The sequence below is a fragment of the uncultured Methanobrevibacter sp. genome (assembly GCF_902770715.1).
Lineage (GTDB): Archaea > Methanobacteriota > Methanobacteria > Methanobacteriales > Methanobacteriaceae > Methanocatella.
This window is the reverse complement of sequence record NZ_CACXTS010000002.1, coordinates 38,372-53,409: the sequence shown is the minus strand read 5'-3', so window position 1 is coordinate 53,409 and position 15,038 is coordinate 38,372. Positions and strand designations below refer to the sequence as shown.

Below are 15,038 nucleotides of genomic sequence, written 5' to 3'. Positions count from 1 at the left end.
TTTTTAGAAAAAAGCATCCAAACTTTGTTGGACTTCTCCACGGGCCATATCCTCCAGGTCTTTTTTTGTATATCCGAAGGAATACATTATCCTTTCAATGGCCGGAATCAATTGGTTGTTGATATAATAGTCCTTATCGTATTCATATCCCTCGCTGTATTCGTATGGAACAGCCCTTTGGCTGATGGATCCCTTTCCTTTTACGATAATATACTGGATGATGGTTCCCCGTGAAACCTTAATGCCGTGCTCTTCGATTTTGCGGGCTGCTACGACATGTGGCCCCACCTGTTTGTATTGGTCAAGAGGTTTTGTAATTTGGGTGTGAATAATCATTTCCTTTTTATCAACATCCCCTTTTTTAATTTTTTTTAGAACTTTTTTGACTTCGCTGATGGCCTTATCGGAATCCCCTTCTCTTAGGATTGCCATCAATACGGATTCCTGTGTTTTTTTAACTATTGGTGCCCAGTCTCTTCTGACCAATTCCAATCCTTTTGCTATGATTTCACCATCTTCAATTACAGCATATCTTTTTTTGCTTACAAAGAATCCTCTTCTGTAAAATCCTTCGTATTCCAATTCCATGCTTTCAGGAAGTGTTGAATTAAGGTATTTTAAGAATTTTTGAGCTTGCGCTTTAATTTCCGCTTCAAGTTCTAACTGTTCTTTTGTCTCTTCAACCAATTTTTACACCTGATTAAAATTTTGATTTATCATATTAATAATACTTTTCTAAATCGATTTTAAATTATTTCAATATTATTGCTTTAAAATAGGTTTATTTACATTATAGTTAGTTCATATTACTTTTCAGATGCTCTTAGAAGTTTTTTATATGTCAAATGCTACATAGTATGTGTGAGGTTTGATACAATGAAAGAAAGATTGATTACAAGTTATGACGAGGTAACCGACACATTTGTCGGAAAGGTTGAAGGCCGAAACGGCTTCTGTGCGGACTATGATATCTCAAATGGGATATTTTTAGGAATTGACGAGAACAATCTCCCGGCTTCAGTCTATGTCAGCAATGCATCTGAGGTCTTGGATATACCAAAGCAAATATTGGAAAACTCCAATGTGAAGATTAGAATTATCTGCGACGCATTTTTCTTGAATTTCAATATGTGCATTGAGGATTTGAAAATCTGTTCCGTCAAATGTAAAAACGATTACAGGATACCTGCCATAAACTTTGAAATTGATAGTAACCATTAAAGGTTACTATCTACAAATATTAGAACATAAATTTCTCAAGGAAGTGATGAGATGGAAAATCCCAATATTGACATTAAAGCGGGAGATGAGATTGTTATCATTGTCCCCGAAGATGCAGACGAAGACGAGATAGTCATTGACTTAGACGCATTGGGCATTGATGTTGAAAATTTAGATGAGGATGTTAATATCATAATTCAAGTTGAAGGGGCCGAAGAGCTTGAAGATGAAATTATGGATGAATACGATGAGGATGAAGAGCCAATGGAATGGTATTTCGATGATGATCCTTATGGAATTGTTTACTATGAATTTGTAGGAGAGTAGAAAAATAATGCAGAATGAAATTCCATATTACATTTTAGATGAGGAAGGCAATGTTGAAAGTTTCTCTTCAAATGCCGAGGCATATATCGACGATAATGATTTGAAGGATTTATTAATTGATTTTTTAGGCGACGACGTCAGCCCTGAAGAAATACAGAAAATTTTAGATGCAGCATCTGATGAGGAACTTAGTGAGGAAGACTTTGACAAGCTTGTCGAAGAATTCATTTTAAAAAATAAGAAGTAAAATACCTATTTTTTTGCTAAAAAATAAAACATTTATATATAATGATAAATTAATATTTAATTATCATTATTCATTAAGGCTCTTTTTTGCTCTCAATAATTGAACTGTCATTTATCTTGCCGACAGTTTGATTGAAAAGAGGCTTATTGACAGCGATTATTAATTAATAGATTATATTTATTTAGGTGAAATAATGGCAATTTCTCAAGGAAAATCAACAAGGAGTCCTTCCGGTGCAAGAAATGTTGCAAACCGTGGAAAAAGAAAATCAGAACTCGGAAGAGACCCAGCAGAAACTAGATTAGATGAAAAAAAATTAAGAAAAATTAGAACTCGTGGTGGAAACGAAAAACTCAGATTAGCTACCGGTAATCAAATTAATGTAACCGACGCTAACGGTAAAACCAAAGTAGTAGAAATCTTAAACGTTATCGAAAACACCGCAAACCCTAACTACGTAAGAAGGAACATCATTACCAAAGGTGCTATCGTAGAAACCCCTGAAGGTAATGCAAAAGTAACATCCAGACCTGGTCAAGACGGTGTTATTAACGGAATTTTAATTTAAGATTAATTTCTTAAATTCTCTTTTTTTTTAAATTTTTTTAACTAAATTAATATACTTGTTTTAACAGATACTATATCATATATTTATTAGAGTATAGGAGATAAAATGTCAGACGATAAAATTAGTATGAATCATGGTGCTGGTGGAGAAGTTATGGCTAATTTAATTGCCAGCACAATATTGGATAATATCACTAAAAAAAGCGTTAACGGCGGTATTAGTTTAGATGCTTTAGATGATGGTGCTTCCATCCCTCTTGGAGACGATTATGAAATTGTTTTTACAACAGATGGTCATACTATCGATCCGTTATTTTTCCCAGGTGGAGATATTGGTAGAATTTCAGCTGCAGGAACAATTAACGATGTTTCAGTAATGGGGGCTCGCCCATTGGCTATATCTAACGCAATCATCATGCAGGAAGGATTTCCAATTGAAGACTTGGACAGGATCATAAAATCATTAAATGAAGCATGTCAGGAAGTTGATGTTGCCGTGATTACCGGTGATACTAAAGTGATGCCTCAGGACAAACTTGACGGTATTGTAATGGTCACTACAGGAATAGGTATTGCTAAAAAAGGTGAAGTAATTCGCGATTCTACTTTAGAGGTCGGTGATAAGATTATCATCACAGGCAGTTTAGGAGACCACGGAATGAGTCTAATGTCTTTTAGAGAAGGTTTCGGTTTTGAGACTGATTTAAAATCTGATGTTGCTCCTATGTGGAATATCATTAAAAAAGCTTTGGAAATTGGTGGAGTTACTGCCATGAAAGACCCTACCCGCGGAGGTTTTGCCAATGCAATCAATGAGATGGCTTCAAAATCCGGTGTGGGTGTAGTTCTTGAACAGGATGCAATTCCTATTAAGGAGGAGGTTCATGCAGTATCTGAAATGTTAGGTATCGACCCATTTGAAGTAGCAAATGAAGGCAAAGTTGTTATGGGAGTTAAGGCCGATAAGGCGGAAGAGATCCTTGAAGCAATAAGAAGTGAAAAATATGGGGAGAATGCGGCCATTATCGGTGAAGTTGTTGAAGGTGATTATGTTGTTGTCAACACTCCGATTGGCGGTGAAAGAATTCTGGAGGCACCTATTGCCGATCCGGTTCCTAGAGTGTGTTAAGGTGATAAGATGGTAAGTGTATTTTCAAGAAGAGTTGTCGCATATGTAATTGACTTTTTTGTCGTTTCAGCATTTATGTGGATTGTATCCTATTTGTTGTTTTTCATTGTAAATCCATATAATTCGTACATGGTATATCAGTATTTCCCATATGTAACCCCTATTTTGACATTGGTTTACTTCATTTTATGTGAGAAGTTTGCTGGGGCTACCGTAGGCAAATCTTTAATGTATTTACAAGTTAAATCCAAAAACGGTTATGATATTTCATGGCCACAGGCAATTGTACGTAATTTAACTAAAATATATTGGATTCCAATTATTTTCGATTGGGCTATTGGTAAAATATTGAAGACTGATAGGATTTTAAACAATATTACTAGAACAATTGTTATTGATGAGCTTTAAGCTCATTCATTCTATTTTTAAAGATTGAAATGATTAAGAAAGTTCAAGTTCTTTGGTATTTAAATAAGGAAGATTTAGAAAATTATTGCATTGATTTTAAAGAATACAAATCCCATAAGCTTGAAGGATATGAAATCGTTGACGTTGATGAGGATTTAATTTATGATTTATGCGATAGGGACCCTGATAGACTGGAGCCTCTCGGATATTTCAAAAACAAAAAGGAAATAGAAAATCATATTTCCAAAAGCATCACGAACAACGAGTTTGATTTGGAAATAGGTTCTCCCGAATTGAACCTTAAGATTCAAAAGGCTATTGATTCAATTGATTTTTCCGGTGAGGATTATTATATCTCAATTGACGGTGTCGGAAATGGTGAAGGAAGAATAGCCAGCTGGTTTGACAGCCTTAGGAAAGAGTATAACAGTGCTTCAAAGGAAAATGTTTGGGTTTTGGCAGTCACTGGATATGATCCTTATGATTTGCCGTTGACCGGCAGGGCACTGTCATTTGTTCTTGCAGACATATTGAATCTGAACGAATCCTCTCTTGATAACCTAATTCCAAATAAAGGCCATATAAGCGTTGATGAATGGAATGAAATATTGGAAAAGGTATATAAGAAAAACAAAATCTATTTGGGATTGAACAGAGTTGTTTAATCACACTTCTCCTTTTTTAAATTCGCTTGGTGTGAAATAGGATACGTTGGCCAAGCTATTGTCAAGCAGTTCTTTGTTGATGTCTGATGTGTCTGTATAGACGATAGCTAGCGTACGGCCGTATTTGTCCTCGCTCTGTTTGTCATCTATGTCAAGATACACTGTTTTTCCAAGACATCTGTCTTCGACAAATTTCTTTGCCTGGCTTAATCCGGGTTCCTTATCGGGGGTGTCTACCTGTATTAGCTGAACCCTGCCCACGCCGTAAACCTGAATTGTGTTGCCGTCAATAACTTCCAGACACTTTCCCGCTTTTTCATAGTGAACAGTTTTGTTGCTGATGTTCAATGTTCCTGTCTGATTTTCTTGGGTGTTGCTGTCATGTAGGAAGATATTTGCAACGGTCAGCATCATTGTTATTATGAATACTATCAATAATATTTGTGAAATGCGTTTTTTATTCATTTAAATCAGTTTGCATGTTCGCAATCATTTTTAAAGTTACATGATCGGCATTTGTTTGGATTTTTAGTTGGTATGAATGGTTTTGTACCGTCGAACAGCCCATGCATTCTGTCAATTGTAAACTTGATTTCCTTTTCGACTTCAGGGGTAAACACTTCAATCCAGAACAGGTTACCGGTTCCGCGCTCCCTTAGGGCGCCCTTGATTTTTCTTTCTTCATTTGTCATGTTCTTGTATGCAAGGCAATATGCTCTAACCTGGTTCATAGTGGACTGGTAAGGTGTTCTTCCAGGTTTGTCATCGATGATTACAATTTCGTTGGGAGTCATCCAGATTTCATCAATGTATCCTCTGATTCCATAATCGGGAGCTATCACGAAGCATTCCCTTGACATTGACGCTTCCTTTTTGGATGCCTCGACTGCATCTTCAAATGTTGATGGTGTTGATGACTCTTTGAATATGTTCTCCAACTCCTTATGGATCTGTATTCCATGTGTCATTTCGGGTGTTGCCTGTGTTTTTATGCCTTTCATGTGCTCAAGATATAACTGATATTCGCAATATCCTTGCTTATTGAGCCAGCTAATTGGGAAATTGCTTTTTCCTTCAATTATTTTAAGGCCTTCCACTGAAGGATGGTCTTTAATTTCGTATTCCTTTGAATATCCAATAATGTTTTTTTGTTCCATAATCTTTCTTTGTCATTTTTCATATTTGATGTTTGCCCAATACTTTCCATATGCTCTAACTATCCATTTATATAACATTTCGATTAAATTTTAATTTATGCACTATGTAACAGCCAAAACTATACTGTCGCCCAAAAACGGCATGAACCTGTATAGGGGATGCAGCCATGGGTGCATATATTGCGATTCCAGAAGTGAACGATATAATATGGACCATGATTTTGAAGATATCGAAGTTAAGGAAAATGCTCTCGAGCTGCTTAAAAAGGAACTCATCAAACGTCCAAAGGCCATGATCGGGACAGGCTCGATGACTGACCCATATATTCCTGCCGAAAGTCATTTGCAATATGTCAGAAAATCATTGGAGATGATTTACAGATACGGATTTGGATTCACCTGCATCACAAAATCCGACTTGGTCTTAAGGGATTTGGATTTGCTTGAAAAGATCAATGAAAAGGCAAAGGCGGTTGTTCAGATGACCCTGACAACTGCAGATGACGATTTGTGCAGAATCATAGAGCCTAATGTTTGTCCGACCTCACGAAGAGTGGAAGTTTTAAAAGAGCTGGATGATGCGGGAATTCCTACAGTGGTATGGCTGTGTCCGATTCTGCCTTACATCAACGACGATTTTGAAAATATAAAGGAAATACTTGATTTTTGTGTTGAAGTCAACGTTAAGGGAATCTTTTGCTTTAACATGGGCTTAACTTTAAGGGATAAAAATCGCCTATACTTTTATGAAAAATTGGATGAGCACTTCCCTGGATTGAAAGAGAGATACATAAAGGAGTTCGGTGATAGCTATGGTGTCGGCTCACCGAATAATGATGAGCTGATGAAATATTTTAAAGGAAGAACTGCCGATGCGGGAATCATGAGTGATACTTATGAGATATTGACCTATTTGAGGGAATTTCCTCAAAAATCAGTTCAATCAAAACTAATATAAAACTTGTTTTTTAAATATTAATATTAATGAATTTCGATGATTTTAACATTGGCGATGAAATAAAGGAAGCTATCGGGGATATGGGTTTCACTAAAACAACTCCCATTCAATCCAGAGCCATTCCAGATGTATTGAAAGGAATAGATATTATCGGTCAGGCCCAAACGGGTTCCGGAAAGACATTGGCATTTGCAGTTCCCATTTTGGAAAAGATATTCCTTCTGGATAAATCTCCACAGGCTATTGTCTTATGCCCTACACGGGAGCTATGCATGCAAGTAGCCAGTGAAATTGCAAAAGCAGGTTCCAGAATAAAGAAACTTAAAATATTGGCAGTTTATGGAGGTCAACCAATCGGAAAGCAAACAAGAGTATTGAAGAAAGGTGTCCACATCGTTGTTGGAACTCCCGGCCGTGTCATTGACCATATTGAAAGAGGCAATCTGGATTTGATAGGTATTGAAACTGTTGTTTTGGATGAAGCCGATGAAATGTTGGAGATGGGCTTCAGGGAGGATATTGAAGAGATATTGTCCAGAACTCCCTATCAAAGGCAGACTCTGCTCTTTTCGGCCACAATTCCTGATGAGGTTAGGGAAATTGCCGAAAATTATCAAAAGAATCCGAAATTTATTAGGGTTTCCAACAAAAAGAAAAACATCCCAAAAATAACTCAGTATTCCTTTAAATGTGATATTAAAGATAAATTCGACTACTTGACTCGATTGATAGAAGCGTATGATGCAAAGCTCGTTTTGATATTTTGCAATACAAAAAAGAGTGTTGATTTTGTAAAAAAACACTTGAAAAAACAGAACTATTCAGCCGATGCCCTTCATGGAGACATGACACAGCAGGCAAGAGATAAGGTAATGAATAAATTCAGAAATGGAAACATTGGCATTCTGGTTGCAACAGATGTGGCCGCACGTGGCCTTGACATCAATGGTGTTGACCTTGTCATTAACTACGATGTTCCTCAAAATAATGATGATTATATTCATAGGATTGGAAGGACTGCTAGAGCGGGAAAAACCGGATTCGCATTCACTTTAGTTTCCAAAGATGAAATTCCAAGATTTAATAATATTTTAAAATCCAATAAGATAACTGAAAAGGAAATTCCCACGCATAGTGAGATTGATATAATTAAAGTAAACTTGATTTTAAACAATGTTCAGAAATCAAAAGAAAATTTAAACAAATATATAAAAATAATTGAAAACAACAAAAATAAGAATTTTACAGATTTAGAGCTTGCAGCAGCTTTATTAAAGAGAATGAGGGAAAATTAGTTATTTTGCCCCATCAATAATGTTAAATTTAATTTTTTCAGATTCGAGCTCACGAGTGAATGCTTTACTCATGTCCCCTACACAGATTGCAACGACATTCAGGCCTTTACGGGCTGCATTTGCTGTTGCTTGAGGTGCTGCAAATTCAATATCTATAGGAATGTCTAGTTTTTTAGCGACGGCGCGTGAAACTGTACCTGCCACTGCAACCTTATCGATTGCTTCACCGGTGTTTGTACCTTTTTCATAGACATTTCTGATTAAATCCAAATCACAAGCTTTGGACCCGCCATCTTTGATTGTAGGAACTATAATAACAGTAACTTCGCCAACGCTCATGTCAATGAGTCCGGTTAGGTTAGTTAAGGATACGTCCATGCCCGCTTCTGCATCATCTAAAACAAGACCTGTCGCATTTTCCTCTTTTTTGTGAGCGTATAATACTCCATTTTCCATGTAAAGACCCACAATATCATCTTTTTTAAGGTCTTCTGTTGCGATTGCCGGCCAAATTGTTTTATAATGATTCATTGTTTCTAAAACAGAATCAGAATATTTCCTTAAGCTTATTGCATCTTTTTTTACTTTATCAATGCCTGCCTGAGTAATTTTATATGGTGATCTTCCGTCTTTGGAAGTGATGTATCCCAATTCAATCAATGTTTTTATGTTTTCAGAAACAGCCTGTATAGTAATTCCCAAAGTATTAGCCAAATCTTTTTGTTTGAGATGCGGATCTTGTTTAGATATTTCACTCAAAATCTGAAAATGTGTAAGTGCACCTCTTTTCTTAAATGCTTTCATCATGATTCATCCCTCAATTTTACTTGATTAATTTATATATTTATCTTTATCTTATATAAACTAATTTGTTAACATGCCGTCAAGACTGTCATTGAATTTGTTGAGGAATTCATCTTTTTTGTCGATAGGGATGTAGGCACCACATGCCATTGCATGCCCACCGCCGCTGCCGCCGACATCAGCTGCAACTTTACGGATTATGTTACCGAAGTGGATTCCATCATATGAAAGCAATCTGGAACATCTGAGGGATACTTTAAGTCCCTTTTCGTCGGTTTGTGTAAACCCTATGATTGGCTTTTTCCAATCACAATACCCTAAAATCATTCCGGTTATGGTACCGACAATTTCTGGTTTGATTCCAGTGCCGTCAAAGTATTGCAGGTTTTCCATTTCAATAATGTTGGTTTCATCGCCTTCAGCAACTTTGGCAATTGACTGTGCGAGGTTGCGTCTGTGGTCTAGACTCACGCTTTCAAGTTCATCTAAAGCCACAAACCTGTCTCCCTTAAGAACTTCCATTGCAACTTTCTCTTCGCTGTTTCTTCCGCATGCATTCATGGCTGTTGAAAATTCAGAGCCGTCCCTCAGGAAACTTTGAGGATCTTCCTTTAAGAAAGTATATGCATCTCCGATAATCAATTGGGGAATATATCTGACGTATTTTCCCGGAACCACTTTTGCAAGCATGGATATGAGGTATTGAATCAGTCTGTTCTTTTCATCCTGTGTAAGTTGATTCAATGTTTTTCTGTTATGCTTCTCATCGATTCCCAATTCCTCCAGAATAGCCATTGTTTCGGCAGTATTGTTTGTAATCGGAAGCTTTACATCACTGAAGTAGGAAAGTGCAATGAACAGGGGTCTTGTATTTCTTCCATAGATGTTGAGGTCATCCTTTGTCAATTCAAGATAGCCTCCGTCAATGGCGTCCTGTTGGATAATCTCATTCAGGCCTTCGAAATGTCCGCTTTTGGTATTTTGCATATCTCCAATTGCGGATAAAACTCCAATCCAGCTTAAATCAGTATATCCAAATTCCTTTGCTAAAAAATAGCATAAACCTCCTCCGCAGACATAGTATGACCCATCAATGCCATGATGCATTGGATTGATTTCCAGATAAGTATAGTTCTTATCGTTTTTGTAATCCAGGTCTCTCAATGGAGGATGGTGGTCCAGGACAATAATTTTTTGACCTTTGCGGGCTTTGCCGTCAATGTTCTGGCCTGATCCCAAATCGGAAAATATTGTAAGCTCATGGGTCAGTTCGATATTGTCCAATACATCGAGGTTTACGAATTCGATTTCATGTTCCTTGTTCTGTCTGTCTAGTATGGTTGATAGTATTGCGCCTGAACAGATTCCGTCGCAGTCGATATGGGAATATACCTTGATGTCTTTGCTGTTTTCTATAATTTCCTTCGCCTGCAGGTACTGTTCGTGCATTTGTGGTGGTATTTGCATAATAATCAGTGTCTAATCTCTTTTATCTTCAAGCTAACTTCTCTTATCAATTCCAGTTTTGTTCCTTCCCATTCGACAAGGACCCTTCCAGATTTTTCATACCATTTTCCAGGATAAGCGCGTTCCTTGTCAATGTTGTAGGAAAGTCCAAGCCTTTTCAAGGCTTTTTCGATTTCATTCATGCTCGGATCCTTTACGCAATCCTCTTTTGAAATCTTGCGTCCCTCTTTCAGGGATAGGTTTTTATTTAAGTATTGCGGCCATATAGTAATCATATTAACACCTGTCTAATGTTTTGAATAGCAGTTCCATCATGTCTGGAACTGTATAGGTATCTGGGTAAATGTGGTCAATGCCATATTTTTCCAAAACCTTTGCTGTAATCGGACCAATGCAGACAGTCAGTAGGTTTTCTGAGAGCAATTTGGCTATTTTCTGCTTGTTTTCAACGATTTCAAAGAAATTTTCAACAGTCAAAGGGCTTGTAAATGTTATCGCATCAATTTCCCTGTTTTCGATTTTTGAAATCAAATCTTTTACTGCATCCTCATCCATCGGGAAAAGTGATTTGTAGGCTTCAGCCAATATGATTTCATTTCCAAGCTTTTCCAGCTCTTCCGGAAGCACCGGCCTTGCAGATGCGGTTCTTGGAATTCCGATTACCTTATCGGTGATTCCCCTTTTTTTGAACTCTTCAATGAGTCCTTCGGCCGTGAAATCATCAGGCATCAAATCAACTGTCATGCCGTTTTTTTCAGCCAATTTTCCGGTCTTGTTTCCGATGACGGCTAATTTGCAGCTTAGGGTTTTGATGAAATCGGGATAGAACTTGTTCAGTGAAACGATGGTTGTAGGGGATGTGAATATAATCCAGTCCAAATCATCCTTTCTTTCAACCAGATTTTTCAGTGATTCGGTATTTACAGGCTCCAAGTCAAGTGTCGGCGCAAGAACAGGCACGCCGCCCAATTCCTTTACAATTTCACAAGCCTTTTTTGCCCTATCCTTAGGTCTTGTTATTGCAACAACAGGTTTTGACATATTACATTACCTTCATTAATTTGTAAGTGCGCTAAATTTGTACCGGCTTGGCGATACTCATTGCACTTTAAATAATTAAATTTTAGATTGAACTATTAATTAAATTTTTTTCAAAAATCCATCAGTTTAAAAAATCGGATAATTCGTTCTGTTAATTATTATTATATTATACAAAAACCAAGAAATACACAATAACCTTGAAGAACAAGAACGGCAAGGGAATCAGGAATGCCCAACTTACCCTTAAAGTCAACGGCAAAACCTATAAAGCCACAACAAACCCCAAGGGCAAGGCTACATTCAAGATTACCCAGCTCAACAAGAAAGGCACTTTCAAGGCAACAGTAACCTTCAAAGGAAGCAAATACTACAAGAAAGTCACTAAGAAGGTCAGCATCAAGGTCAAGTCTGTCTGGAAAACAGTTCAGAAAGGAAGCAAGGAAAAGGCAATCGTCAAAAAGATCCAAAGGGCATTGAAAAACCACGGATACTATCTCACATACAACGGCCGTTATCTAAAAGTCGACGGAATCTTCTGGGACTACACTAAAATGGCCGTCAAGCAGTTCCAGAATGCAAAAACCCTTAAGGGCACTGGTAAAGTTGACGAAAAGACTGCCAAAAAGCTTGGAATAATTTAAAGATAAGGATTTTCAATTCCTTATTCTTTTCTCTTTTTTTAAATCAATTCACCATCCAATATAATGCAATGTGCATGCCATTATAAGCAACCAAATCTAAAAACTATGCATTTAATAATTTGGATTTCACATTAACTGGAAGGTTTCCAAAAATCAATCAGCTTTTTAACTCGACATGTATATCTTCAAAAGCAAATTACATTAACTTTTATATTAAGTCGGATATAATATTATTCAGTGGTAATAATGCAGGATAATGAGTTTAAACACAAGCATGAGTTGAAATTCTGGGCTAAAAAGGTTAAAATGGAGAAAACCCTGAAGAATTCATTCGGCGGAGTTCCATATTATGACAAGTTTTACGTCAACGATTTGAATTTGGCGTATGATGATTTTGCAGACAAGAACATTTTAGATATCGGCTGCGGTCCAAGAGGAAGTCTGGAATGGGCGGATATGGCTAATTTAAGGGTAGGTCTTGATCCTTTAATCAATGAGTACTATAAGCTGAACGGCGGAACCCTATTTCATAAGATGCATTATGTAAAGGGATACAGTGAGGACATGCCTTTCGTTGATGAAACATTTGATTTTGTATTTTCCATTAACTCCCTGGACCATGTTGATGATTTGGATGCGACAGTATCTGAAATGAAGCGTGTTTTGAAAGTCGGAGGCATTTGCGGAATAATTGTTGATGCAAATCATAAGCCGACTCCAACCGAACCGATTACCATTGATTTGAATTTGAAGGATAAGTTTCTGGATGCCTTTGAATTAATTGATGAAAAGGTATTTGAAAGGGTCTATAAAACAGGTTTTCGCGATAATTTGGATGACCCTACATTTTACGATTTTGATAATGAGGAAATCCGCCCTGCAATATTGCTTCTGAAATTTAGAAAGGTTAGGGAATTTGCAGGCCGCTCAGATAGGTTATCTGCCACTGATGCGGATACATTCAATAATCTGTTTGAGGAAAATCGAAATCTTAAAAGGGAAATTCAGGAATTGAAAAGTGAGATTGAATCTTTAAAAAAATGAAAAACAGTCAATGTTGCTGACAGATTCAGATATTGAAATATTGTTGTGAATGTAAACAATTATTTACTGTCAATTACAGAACATCATGTAGGTGATAAAATGAGCAATGTATTGGTAGCGTATTTTTCAGCCAGCGGCGTTACAAAAGATGTGGCGGAAAGAATAGCTGGCGAAAATGGATATGACTTATTTGAAATAATTCCCGAAGAAATCTATACTCCGGCCGATTTGGACTGGACCGACAAGGATTCAAGGTCAACAAAAGAAATGAACGATAAATCCTTCAGGCCTCCGATTGTCGGAACTTGTGACGTTTCAGCATATGATACTGTTGTGATTGGCTTTCCTGTATGGTGGTATACAGCGCCGTCAATAATCAATACTTTCATAGAAAGCGTTGACCTGAAAGGCAAGACAATTAAGGCGTTCTGCACCTCAGGCGGTTCAGGAATTGACAAATGCGTAAATGATTTGCAGGCAAGTTATCCGGAACTCGATTTCTCAAAGGGAATGAGGTTCATGGGTGACGTCACAAAAGCTAAAGGGTGGATTGAAAATGAGTAAGAAAGTAATTGTAATAAGTTCCTCACCGAGAATTGGAGGAAATTCTGATACAATGTGTGATGAATTCGTAAGGGGAGCACTTGATGCGGACAATGCTGTTGTAAAATACAATCTAGAAGATATCAGATTCCACGCATGCAAGGCATGCTATAAGTGCAAGACTCCCGAAATGAAATGCTTCCAGGAAGATGGCCTTGCCGAAGTTCTTGACAAGATGATGGAAGCTGATGTTATTGTATATGCGACACCGGTCTATTACTATTCAATGTGCGGAACCCTTAAGAGGTTCTTCGACAGATGCTATCCCATATTCCGGCATCTGGAAAACAAGGACTACTACATCATAACCGCAGCAGGTTCAAGTAATGGAAATGTCTTAATCGGAATCAGGGATTTCATCAGCTTTTCCAAAAATCCGACAGAAAAGGCAGTGCTTTCAGGATTTGGAGATGTAAAGTCCCAGCCTGAATTGTTGAAGGAAGTTTATGAAGCGGGCTTTGACTGCTAATTTTTTTCTTTTTTTTTATTTTTATTCATTTTTTTGCACTTTTTTTAAGATAATATAAATATTTATATTGGGTTAGGAAATTAAATTATAGTTAGGAAGTGTTTGTGATGGTTAGTGTAACAAAGATTTATGATAAATTTCAAACAGTAATTCCCCTTGAGATTCGCAAGGAATTTAATTTGGATAAATCTTATAAGGTTGAGTGGAAGATAAATGAAAATGGAAAAGTGGAATTGGATTTCATAAAGGACTTAACATTGGATGAAATGATAGGCAAGTATTCTGCAGTGGAAAAAATTGATTCAGTTAAACTAAAACATGAATTTAAAAATAGCAAATTATAATTTCATGAAAATCTTTATATAGTTAGGTGATAAATATAAAGTTAGGTGATACAATGAATCTTTTAAGTCATAAACTAAGAGAAACATCTTCGCCTGAAAGTAAAGGAAAACATAAAATGTATAGTAAAGAAACACCACAAAACAAACTCTGTCTGGATGATTTCATTGGAAAATTCAGGGCATATGACAAAATGAATTGTGTAAACATAAAAAAGGACTTCAAAAAAGGGGAGTTTTAATGATTTTTTTAGATACGACTTTTGTTGTGGGTTTGTTTGTTTCCAATGACGATTGGCATGAATCTGCAGTTAAGGTTTATAATGAAATAAGGAATGAAAAGCTAGTAATATCTAATTTGGTCATTGCTGAAACGGTCACCATATTAAAAAACAAGCTTGAAACAAAGGACATTCTGGAAATATATAGAAATATTCCGAATTTTTTTTATGTAGTTGATGATAATGCTTTGTATGATGCTGCAATGAATGAATTTGTAAAATACGATTCATCGATTTCATTTTTTGATGCAATGTATGTGGCAATAATGAAAAAAGAGGATATTTTTAAAATTGCCAGTTTTGACAGTGACTTTGATAAAGTGGATAATCTAATTAGATTATGTTAAAAATAGGAAATTAGGAAAGAACTAAT

At 36.6% G+C, this 15,038-nt stretch carries 23 protein-coding genes; 16 read left to right on the top strand and 7 right to left on the bottom strand.

What is annotated here, in order from left to right:
* Positions 1 to 3 precede the first annotated feature (3 nt).
* On the bottom strand, positions 4 to 687 hold the full coding sequence (locus QZU81_RS00985) for a DNA polymerase domain-containing protein (protein WP_292824968.1): 684 nt from the start codon (positions 685 to 687) through the stop codon (positions 4 to 6).
* A gap of 189 nt (positions 688 to 876) precedes the next feature.
* Between QZU81_RS00985 and QZU81_RS00980 the strand changes: the two genes are divergently transcribed.
* The 7 genes from QZU81_RS00980 (at position 877) to QZU81_RS00950 (ending at position 4,564) form a co-directional block, all read left to right on the top strand.
* The gene (locus tag QZU81_RS00980) at positions 877 to 1,221 is read left to right on the top strand and encodes a hypothetical protein (protein WP_292850853.1); all 345 of its coding nucleotides are present in this window, start codon (positions 877 to 879) and stop codon (positions 1,219 to 1,221) included.
* 51 nt (positions 1,222 to 1,272) lie between these two features.
* Entirely contained in the window at positions 1,273 to 1,548 is a 276-nt protein-coding gene (locus QZU81_RS00975) for a hypothetical protein (protein ID WP_295588988.1), read from the top strand.
* A 7-nt stretch (positions 1,549 to 1,555) separates the two neighbouring features.
* On the top strand, positions 1,556 to 1,795 hold the full coding sequence (locus tag QZU81_RS00970) for a hypothetical protein (protein WP_292824959.1): 240 nt from the start codon (positions 1,556 to 1,558) through the stop codon (positions 1,793 to 1,795).
* A 193-nt stretch (positions 1,796 to 1,988) separates the two neighbouring features.
* On the top strand, positions 1,989 to 2,363 hold the full coding sequence (locus QZU81_RS00965; RefSeq protein WP_295588987.1) for a 30S ribosomal protein S8e: 375 nt from the start codon (positions 1,989 to 1,991) through the stop codon (positions 2,361 to 2,363).
* A 105-nt stretch (positions 2,364 to 2,468) separates the two neighbouring features.
* Positions 2,469 to 3,491 carry a hydrogenase expression/formation protein HypE gene (gene hypE, locus QZU81_RS00960; protein WP_292850844.1) on the top strand — a complete coding sequence of 341 codons (1,023 nt, stop codon included), beginning with the start codon at positions 2,469 to 2,471 and terminating at the stop codon, positions 3,489 to 3,491.
* A 9-nt stretch (positions 3,492 to 3,500) separates the two neighbouring features.
* Positions 3,501 to 3,899, top strand: coding sequence for an RDD family protein (locus tag QZU81_RS00955; RefSeq protein ID WP_292850841.1), 399 nt, complete (start codon positions 3,501 to 3,503; stop codon positions 3,897 to 3,899).
* Between the two features lie 29 nt (positions 3,900 to 3,928).
* Positions 3,929 to 4,564: a hypothetical protein gene (locus QZU81_RS00950; protein WP_295588984.1), complete on the top strand. Its 636-nt coding sequence runs from the start codon at positions 3,929 to 3,931 to the stop codon at positions 4,562 to 4,564.
* Here QZU81_RS00950 and QZU81_RS00945 read toward each other — a convergent pair whose 3' ends face one another.
* Both QZU81_RS00945 and QZU81_RS00940 read right to left on the bottom strand, forming a co-directional pair.
* Complete coding sequence (locus QZU81_RS00945; protein ID WP_295588982.1) at positions 4,565 to 5,029, bottom strand: thermonuclease family protein; 465 nt, start codon at positions 5,027 to 5,029, stop codon at positions 4,565 to 4,567.
* A gap of 5 nt (positions 5,030 to 5,034) precedes the next feature.
* Positions 5,035 to 5,721: a PD-(D/E)XK nuclease family protein gene (locus tag QZU81_RS00940; protein ID WP_295588980.1), complete on the bottom strand. Its 687-nt coding sequence runs from the start codon at positions 5,719 to 5,721 to the stop codon at positions 5,035 to 5,037.
* A gap of 97 nt (positions 5,722 to 5,818) precedes the next feature.
* Here QZU81_RS00940 and QZU81_RS00935 point away from each other — a divergent pair, with 97 nt between their 5' ends.
* Both QZU81_RS00935 and QZU81_RS00930 read left to right on the top strand, forming a co-directional pair.
* On the top strand, positions 5,819 to 6,679 hold the full coding sequence (locus tag QZU81_RS00935) for a radical SAM protein (RefSeq protein ID WP_295588978.1): 861 nt from the start codon (positions 5,819 to 5,821) through the stop codon (positions 6,677 to 6,679).
* 26 nt (positions 6,680 to 6,705) lie between these two features.
* Positions 6,706 to 7,974 carry a DEAD/DEAH box helicase gene (locus tag QZU81_RS00930; RefSeq protein ID WP_295588976.1) on the top strand — a complete coding sequence of 423 codons (1,269 nt, stop codon included), beginning with the start codon at positions 6,706 to 6,708 and terminating at the stop codon, positions 7,972 to 7,974.
* Here QZU81_RS00930 and QZU81_RS00925 read toward each other — a convergent pair whose 3' ends face one another.
* The 4 genes from QZU81_RS00925 to QZU81_RS00910 are packed head-to-tail and all read right to left on the bottom strand — an operon-like array spanning position 7,975 to position 11,286.
* Positions 7,975 to 8,778, bottom strand: a complete 804-nt coding sequence (locus tag QZU81_RS00925) for a winged helix-turn-helix transcriptional regulator (protein WP_292851006.1) — start codon at positions 8,776 to 8,778, stop codon at positions 7,975 to 7,977. It lies immediately after the preceding gene.
* A gap of 60 nt (positions 8,779 to 8,838) precedes the next feature.
* Complete coding sequence (recJ, locus tag QZU81_RS00920; RefSeq protein ID WP_295589040.1) at positions 8,839 to 10,248, bottom strand: single-stranded-DNA-specific exonuclease RecJ; 1,410 nt, start codon at positions 10,246 to 10,248, stop codon at positions 8,839 to 8,841.
* A 2-nt stretch (positions 10,249 to 10,250) separates the two neighbouring features.
* A complete protein-coding gene (locus QZU81_RS00915; RefSeq protein ID WP_292850824.1) occupies positions 10,251 to 10,520 on the bottom strand; it encodes a signal recognition particle subunit SRP19/SEC65 family protein in 270 nt (89 codons plus the stop codon).
* Position 10,521: 1 nt separating this feature from the next.
* Complete coding sequence (locus QZU81_RS00910) at positions 10,522 to 11,286, bottom strand: uroporphyrinogen-III synthase (RefSeq protein ID WP_295588975.1); 765 nt, start codon at positions 11,284 to 11,286, stop codon at positions 10,522 to 10,524.
* Between the two features lie 197 nt (positions 11,287 to 11,483).
* Between QZU81_RS00910 and QZU81_RS00905 the strand changes: the two genes are divergently transcribed.
* From QZU81_RS00905 to QZU81_RS00875, 7 genes are all read left to right on the top strand, one after another.
* Complete coding sequence (locus tag QZU81_RS00905; protein ID WP_295588973.1) at positions 11,484 to 11,927, top strand: peptidoglycan-binding protein; 444 nt, start codon at positions 11,484 to 11,486, stop codon at positions 11,925 to 11,927.
* A gap of 246 nt (positions 11,928 to 12,173) precedes the next feature.
* A complete protein-coding gene (locus tag QZU81_RS00900) occupies positions 12,174 to 12,971 on the top strand; it encodes a class I SAM-dependent methyltransferase (protein ID WP_295588971.1) in 798 nt (265 codons plus the stop codon).
* Between the two features lie 99 nt (positions 12,972 to 13,070).
* Positions 13,071 to 13,535, top strand: a complete 465-nt coding sequence (locus QZU81_RS00895; protein WP_295588969.1) for a flavodoxin — start codon at positions 13,071 to 13,073, stop codon at positions 13,533 to 13,535.
* On the top strand, positions 13,528 to 14,043 hold the full coding sequence (locus tag QZU81_RS00890) for a flavodoxin family protein (protein WP_292850816.1): 516 nt from the start codon (positions 13,528 to 13,530) through the stop codon (positions 14,041 to 14,043). The genes QZU81_RS00895 and QZU81_RS00890 overlap by 8 nt, the downstream gene beginning before the upstream one ends.
* A gap of 107 nt (positions 14,044 to 14,150) precedes the next feature.
* The gene (locus tag QZU81_RS00885; RefSeq protein ID WP_292850813.1) at positions 14,151 to 14,387 is read left to right on the top strand and encodes a hypothetical protein; all 237 of its coding nucleotides are present in this window, start codon (positions 14,151 to 14,153) and stop codon (positions 14,385 to 14,387) included.
* A 53-nt stretch (positions 14,388 to 14,440) separates the two neighbouring features.
* Positions 14,441 to 14,626, top strand: coding sequence for a hypothetical protein (locus tag QZU81_RS00880; RefSeq protein WP_292850810.1), 186 nt, complete (start codon positions 14,441 to 14,443; stop codon positions 14,624 to 14,626).
* A complete protein-coding gene (locus tag QZU81_RS00875; protein WP_295588967.1) occupies positions 14,626 to 15,012 on the top strand; it encodes a type II toxin-antitoxin system VapC family toxin in 387 nt (128 codons plus the stop codon). Before QZU81_RS00880 ends, QZU81_RS00875 begins: the two co-directional genes overlap by 1 nt.
* Positions 15,013 to 15,038: the final 26 nt, after the last annotated feature.